At 72.3% G+C, this 6,778-nt stretch carries 6 protein-coding genes and 2 pseudogenes; 5 read left to right on the top strand and 3 right to left on the bottom strand.

From position 1 onward, the window contains the following. The 5 genes and pseudogenes from AOK15_RS47775 to AOK15_RS34740 all read left to right on the top strand — a co-directional run. A pseudogene (locus AOK15_RS47775) lies at positions 1 to 123 on the top strand (NAD-dependent epimerase/dehydratase family protein); the annotation flags it as partial. Next, positions 66 to 194: pseudogene (locus AOK15_RS49030) on the top strand (spherulation-specific family 4 protein); the annotation flags it as partial. The pseudogenes AOK15_RS47775 and AOK15_RS49030, both read left to right, overlap by 58 nt. Positions 195 to 196: 2 nt before the next feature. Beyond that, positions 197 to 732 (top strand): spherulation-specific family 4 protein (locus AOK15_RS34750; protein WP_240508731.1); only part of this gene is annotated, 536 nt, incomplete at its 5' end. Beyond that, positions 729 to 1,523 carry an endo alpha-1,4 polygalactosaminidase gene (locus tag AOK15_RS34745; RefSeq protein WP_055522288.1) on the top strand — a complete coding sequence of 265 codons (795 nt, stop codon included), beginning with the start codon at positions 729 to 731 and terminating at the stop codon, positions 1,521 to 1,523. The genes AOK15_RS34750 and AOK15_RS34745, both read left to right, overlap by 4 nt. Positions 1,524 to 1,674: 151 nt before the next feature. Continuing rightward, the gene (locus tag AOK15_RS34740) at positions 1,675 to 2,904 is read left to right on the top strand and encodes a PP2C family protein-serine/threonine phosphatase (protein ID WP_055522289.1); all 1,230 of its coding nucleotides are present in this window, start codon (positions 1,675 to 1,677) and stop codon (positions 2,902 to 2,904) included. A gap of 15 nt (positions 2,905 to 2,919) precedes the next feature. Here AOK15_RS34740 and AOK15_RS34735 read toward each other — a convergent pair whose 3' ends face one another. The 3 genes from AOK15_RS34735 to AOK15_RS34725 form a co-directional block, all read right to left on the bottom strand. Then, positions 2,920 to 4,083: an aromatic acid exporter family protein gene (locus AOK15_RS34735; protein ID WP_055522287.1), complete on the bottom strand. Its 1,164-nt coding sequence runs from the start codon at positions 4,081 to 4,083 to the stop codon at positions 2,920 to 2,922. A 97-nt stretch (positions 4,084 to 4,180) separates the two neighbouring features. After that, positions 4,181 to 5,626 (bottom strand): glyceraldehyde-3-phosphate dehydrogenase, encoded by a 1,446-nt coding sequence (locus tag AOK15_RS34730; RefSeq protein ID WP_055522286.1) that lies wholly within the window; start codon positions 5,624 to 5,626, stop codon positions 4,181 to 4,183. Between the two features lie 88 nt (positions 5,627 to 5,714). Continuing rightward, the coding region (locus AOK15_RS34725; protein ID WP_205632281.1) for an endonuclease I family protein at positions 5,715 to 6,778 on the bottom strand (1,064 nt) is incomplete at its 5' end.

Raw genomic sequence — 6,778 nt, 5'->3', positions numbered from 1 at the left:
GTTCGGTCGGCTGACGTGTCGTGGCAGTGTTCGGACATCTCCGCCGCCGAGGAGGCGCTCGGCTGGTGGCCGGAGTACTCCCTCGACGACGCCCTGACCGCGCTCTGGGAAGGCCGGCGGTGAGCCTGCTCGTGCCCCTCTACGTCCACCCGGCCGAGGACCCGGGGGCCTGGCACCGGCTGATCACGGCCGCGNNACCCCGCGTTCGGCGCGGCCGCCGCCGCGCTCCGCGGGGCCGGGGCCCGGCTCCTCGGCTACGTCGACACCGACTACGGGATGCGCGACCGCGCCGAGATCGCCGACGATCTACGCCGTCACCGGGAGTGGTACGCGGCCGACGGCTGCTTCCTCGACCAGGTGACGGCCACCCCCGACGGACTGCCCGCCTGCCGTCGGCTGGTCCGCGCCCTGCGCCGGCTGGGCGCGGACACGGTCGTCCTCAACCCCGGCGTGCACCCGGCCCCCGGCTATGCCCGCCTCGCCGACCTGACCGTCACCTTCGAGGGCCACTGGTCGACGTACGTGTCGTCGTTCAGCAGACCGGCGTGGACCGCCCGCCGGCCGCCCGAACGGCTGTGCCACCTCGTCTACGGGGTGCCCGAGGCGCTCGTGCCGCTCGCCGTGCGCACCGCGCACGAGCGGGGCGCGGGCGTCTGCGGCCCGGTCACCGGCGAACCACCCAACCCGTGGGCCCGGCTGACGCCCGCGCTGACCGGGAGCACCGAACGATGAGGCGGACGGCACTGGCGTACGCGACCCTGCTGGCCACCCTGGTGGCGTCGGCGCTCGCGGGCTGCACCGGCACCCCGGACCGCCCGGCCGGGGAACGGTGGCGACCCCGCCCGGGGCTGGCCTGGCAGTGGCAGCTGGACGGGAAGGTCGACCCCTCGGCGGACGTGCCGGTCTACGACATCGACGGCTTCGAGAACTCCGCGGCGGACGTGGCCCGGCTGCACCGCGACGGCCGCAAGGTCATCTGCTACGTCAACGTGGGCGCCTGGGAGAACTTCCGGCCCGACCGGGACGCCTTCCCCCGCTCGGTGCTCGGCGAGCCCAACGGCTGGGCCGGCGAACGCTGGCTGGACATCCGACGCCTCGACGTCCTGCGGCCGCTCATGGAACGCCGCTTCGACATGTGCCGCGACAAGGGCTTCGACGCGGTCGAACCCGACCTGGTCGAGGGCTACGGCAGCGACACCGGCTTCCCGCTCACCGCCCGCGACCAGCTCGCCTACAACCGCATGATCGCCGACATTGCCCACGAGCGGGGCCTGGCGGTGGGCCTGAAGAACGACCTCCCGCAGATCCCCCAGCTCCTCGCCGACTTCGACTTCGCGGTCAACGAGGAGTGCGCCCAGTACGACGAATGCGCCGACCTCAGCCCGTTCATCGCCGCCGGGAAGGCCGTGTTCCACGTCGAGTACACGGAACCGAGGAGCAGTTTCTGCGCGGAGTCCCGGCGGCTGCGCCTCTCCTCGATGGTGAAACGCCTGGAGCTGGACGCATGGCGCAAGCCCTGCTGAGCGCCCGCGCGCCCTGCCCGGTCGCTCCGCGCCCCCCTTCGGCGACACTGCGTGAGCTGCGGTTTTTCTCGATGCCGGAGACGCGACGTCCCGGCTGCGGGATCCTATGGTGGAGATCGCAGAACAGGCACAGACGCTGAGGCGGCGCACCATGGCGGAGACGGAGACGGACTACGCGGCGGTGTTCCAGGCGCTGCCCGGCATGGTGGCGCTGCTGACGCCCGACCTGGTCTACGCGGACGCGAACGAGGAGTTCCTGCGGCAGTCGGGCCGCACCAGGGAACAGGTGGTCGGCCGGTACCTGTTCGATGTGTTCCCCGACAACCCCGGCGACTCGGGCGCCACCGGGATGCGGAACCTGGCGGCGTCCCTGACCAGGGTGGTCGAGAGCGGCGAGCGGGACGCGATGGCGCTGCAACGCTACGACGTGGAGTCGGCGGAGCGGCCCGGCGAGTGGGAGGAGCGCTACTGGAGCCCGGTGAACGCACCCCTCCTCGGCCCCGACGGCACCGTGGTGCTGCTGATCCACAAGGTGGAGGAGGTCACCGAGCTGATCCGGGCCCGTTCCCGCCCGCTGGGCGACCGGGCCCAGGTCCTGGAGGCCGAGCTGTACACCCGCGCCCGTGAGTTGCAGGAGGTCAATGAACGCCTGCGCCGGGCGCACGCCCGGGAACGCGAGGTCGCCCTCGCCCTGCAGCGGGCGATGCTGCCCGCGCCCAGCCCCGTCCGTCACCACCGCGCGGCGGTGCGCTACCGGCCGGCGACCGGCGCGCTGAACGTGTGCGGCGACTGGTACGACCTCGTCGACATGCCCGGCGAGGACCGGATCGGTGTGGCCGTGGGCGATGTCGTCGGGCACGGGCTCTCCGCCGCCTGCGCCATGGGCCAGCTGCGCAGCGCGCTCAGCGCCGCCTCCCTCGTCGCGGACGGACCCGCCCAGGCGCTGGACGCCCTCGGCCTGTACGCCGCCTCCGTCGAGGGCGCCGAGAACACCACTGTCGTCCAGACCTGCATCGACTGGAGCGACCACACCATCATGTACAGCAGCGCGGGCCATCTGCCGCCCGCACTGCTGTGCGCGGACGGGTCGGTCACCTTCCTCGACCAGGCGACCGACCCGCCACTCGGCGCCCGTCCCGACCGTGTCGCCCGCCCGCAGGCCACCGTCGAGTTCACCGAGGGCGACACCCTCGTCCTGTACACGGACGGGCTGATCGAGCGCCGCGTCGAGGACATCGACACCGGTCTGGCCCGCCTCGCCGACGCCCTCACCCGCCATCGCCGGGCCGGCGCGGAGGACCTAGCCGACGCCCTCCTGCTCGACCTGCTGCCCCTGAGCGGCGCCACCGACGACACCGCCCTGGTGATCATCGACCTGTGACCGGCCGACGCCGGGTCACCCCTGGACGAGCTGATCGGCCAGTCGGCGCGCCTGCGCCAGCAGGGTGCCGTGGGTGCTGAGGGCTTCCGGGTCGTCACGGACCGCGTCGGGCAGTCGGCGGTGCAGGTCGTCGAGGGCGCGGGACAGTTCCTCGACGGTCTCCCGCAGCGCCCGGTCGGCGTCACGATCGGTGCCGCCCGCGGAGAACCGGGCCCGGCTGTACAGGCCGACGGCGCGGGCGGTGTGCCGCAGGAAGTCCGCGTACGGGCCGGTGATCTCCGGCACGGGCCGGGCCGGCCGGGAGCCGTGGGCGGAGGTCTCCAGCACGGTGCGGGTCACGCCCGCCGTGTGCACGGCGACATGGTCGAGGACGGTGAGGGCGTCGTCGTAGGCCCGGCCGGGCGGCGCGAGGGCCCGAGTGCGGCGGCCGCGCGGGTTGACCCGCATGCTCTCCCGGCTCCAGCCGATCGCCGACCGGGCCTGGTCGACGAGGCGGGACAGTCGCAGGGCGCGTTCGTGCCACTCCCCGGCGGCGTGCGGATCCGGATCGCCCGCGCCGTCGGTGAGCCCGTCGGCCACCGCCTCCAGGATGGCCTGCGCCTCCCGGGCGGCCTCGGAGAGGGCGGCGCGGGTGTCCCGCAGATACAGCGGGGGACGGATCAGGGCGTTGACGGCGATGCCGACCAGCGCCCCGAACACCGCCTCCGCGAGCCGCGCCCCGGCGGCGGCCATGGTGACCTGGCCGCCGGTGAGTACGAACAGGGCGCCGGTCGCGGCGTAGATGCCCTGGGCGCCCAGCCGCTGCCACTGCGCGAGCAGGAGCACCACCGGCAGGACCAGGACCATCGCCACGAGGGTGCCGTCAAGGAGCAGGGCACCGGCCGTTGCCGCGACCGTGCCGACCGCGAACGCGGCCAGCTGCTGCAGACCGTGGGCGACCGACCGGTACACCGTCGACTCCACCAGCACGATCGCGAACCAGGGTGCGACGAACGCCATCGGCGCCCTCAGCCACCAGCCGGCCACGGCCCACGCCACACACGCGGCCAGCGCGGCCTTCCCGGCCTGCGCCATCAGGTCCCGCTCGCGGCCCGGCCCCGACCAGGCGCGCCGCATCGCCAGTACGACGGCGCCGCCGTGCCGCCGCACCACTTCCGTTCCTCGCCTCGTCCGATCCATGGCACTGCAAGTGCCACGGACCTGCGCCGTCACACCACGGGGCCGGGCGGACGCGACGTCCACCCGGCCCCGTGACCGTGAGATCCCTGCCCGGAGGTCAGACCGCCGGGGACGGGTAGGTGGGGTACTCCACGCCGGAGACGTGCTGGACGACCCGGATGACCTGGCAGGAGTAGCCGAACTCGTTGTCGTACCAGAGGTAGAGGATCGCGTTGTCGCCGTCGACCTTGGTGGCGCCCGCGTCGACGATCGACGCGTGGCGGGAGCCGATGAAGTCGCTGGAGACCGAGTCGGGCGCGTTGGTGAAGTCGATCTGGCGCTTGAGCGGCGAGGTCAGCGAGACACCCCGGAGGTACTCGAGGACCTCCTCGCGGTCGGTCTCCCGGCCGAGGCGCAGGCTGAGGATCGCGATCGACACGTCCGGGACGGGGACGCGGATCGAGCTGCCGGTGATCGGCGCCTTCAGGTCGGGCAGCGCCTTGGCGACGGCGGAGGCGGCGCCCGTCTCCGTGATGACCATGTTCAGCGGCGCGGAGCGGCCGCGACGGTCCGACTTGTGGTAGTTGTCCAGCAGGTTCTGGTCGTTGGTGAACGAGTGGACGGTCTCCACGTGACCGCGCAGCACACCGAACTCGTCGTCCATCGCCTTCAGCGGCGGCACGATCGCGTTGGTGGTGCAGGACGCGCAGGACAGGATCTGCTCGTCCGGCTTGATCGTGTCGTGGTTGACGCCGTGCACGATGTTCGGGACGTCGCCCTTGCCCGGCGCGGTCAGGACGACCTTGTCGATGCCGGGGCGCAGGTGCTGCGACAGGCCCTCGCGGTCCCGCCACTTGCCGGTGTTGTCGATGAGGATCGCGTTCTTGATGCCGTACTCGGTGTAGTCCACCTCGGACGGGTCGTTCGCGTAGATCACCTTGATGGTGTTGCCGTTGGCGACGAGCGTGCTGTTCGCCTCGTCGACGGTGATCGTGCCCTGGAACTGGCCGTGGATGGAGTCGCGGCGCAGCAGCGAGGCGCGCTTGACGATGTCCTGTTCGCCGCCGCCGCGCACCACGATGGCGCGCAGCCGCAGACCGTTGCCGGAGCCGGCCTTCTCGATCAGCAGGCGGGCGACGAGGCGGCCGATGCGGCCGAAGCCGTAGAGGACGACGTCGCGTCCCTCGCCGCCCTCGATCTTGTTGGCGCCGGTGGCACCGGCGACGGCCTCGGCGGTGAACTCCGCGGCCGACAGGCCCCGGTCGTCGGCCTGGTACGCCTCGGCGAGCAGGCCGATGTCGATCTGGGAGGGCCCGAGGTCGAGAGTCGTGAGGGCCTGGAGGAACGGCAGCGTGTCGGTGACCGACAGCTCCACACCGGCGATCTGCCGGGCGAAGCGGTGCGTCTTCAGGATGCTGACCACCGACTTGTTCACCAAGGAGCGGCTGTGCAGCAGGACCGTGACGTCCCGCTCGCGGTGCAGCTTCCCGATGATCGGGATCATCGACTCCGCGATCTCCTCGCGGTGCTTCCAAAGGGTGAACGAGTCCTCGTTGACAGTCACAGATTTATCTTTCGAGCTAGGCGGCGCTCATATGCTAAACCGCCGCCCGCCCGATCCCGCCACCGGGGTGGTCACAAGCCCTGACACATCAGGGCCAGACCCCCGAAAAGTCGATCCTCTCGGCCCACTCCGGGTGGTCTATCAGCGGATTCCGGTTGCCCTGGAGCTCCGCTACGGCGGCGTTGCGATGCAGCTCGTACTCGGTCACCGGCTCGCTCGCGTGCCACGACAGCAGCAGGGGCAGCCGTTCCTCGGGGAACTCACGCGCCGTGTCGCCGACCTGCTTCGGGTAGCGCAGCAGGAAGTACAGGGTGGCGCGGGCGACCGTGCCCTTGCCCTCCTGCGGCTCGAACCCGACGTCCTCGCGCAGCCCGCAGGCGTCCCGGACCACCTCGTCGAAGTGGGGGAAGTCGAAGTAGGGGAAGTTGCCGCGGAAGCTGTTGCAACCGACCTCGCAGGCGAACAGATGGTGGAGGTCGCCCCGCATCGGCTCCTTCTTCAGGAACCACGACTGCGGCACCACGTGTTCGCAGTTGAACGGCATCGACGCCTCCAACGCGTCGAACTCCGCCTCGAACTCGGCCGGTCCCGCCGTCCCCTCGTGCAGGAACAGCTCCTGGATACGCGCCGTCCGGGCCGCCTCGACGGCCGCGTCCGCCCGGATGAACTCCTCGGCGGAGAAGTCGTTCCCGGAGTAGATGCTGCGCAGCCGGCCGTCCCGGTGCAGATCCACCCACGGGTAGACGAGCCGCATCGGCTTGTACCGGGGGCGCGGGTTGTGGGTCCGGGTCAGCAGCTCGGTGAGCGCGCGCCGCAGCGTGTCCCCGTCGTCGGTGGCGACGCCCGCGTAGTAGGCCTCGCGCGCGGCGGTGTCGGCGGGCCGGTCGTAGTACGGCCGCTCCAGGGCGACCCGGTGGTTGACGAGGGCCGCCTCGACGTCGCGCTCCGCGGCGGACGCCGTGTCGGGCCGCCCGGCCGGGGGCGGTGCCGGGGGCACGGGGCCGGGCGGCGGCGCGGTCACGCTCGCGACGGGGAACACCGACGGGTCGAGACCGACGCTGATCCGCAGCGGGATCGTCAGATGGGCGGTGCCGTCGGCGACGAACGCCCGTGAACCGTCGGGGCCGGGCCGTGCCGACCCACCGGTGCCCG

The organism is Streptomyces ossamyceticus (assembly GCF_001418475.1).
Classification (GTDB): domain Bacteria; phylum Actinomycetota; class Actinomycetes; order Streptomycetales; family Streptomycetaceae; genus Streptomyces; species Streptomyces ossamyceticus.
This window is presented reverse-complemented; position numbering and strand designations above follow the sequence as displayed.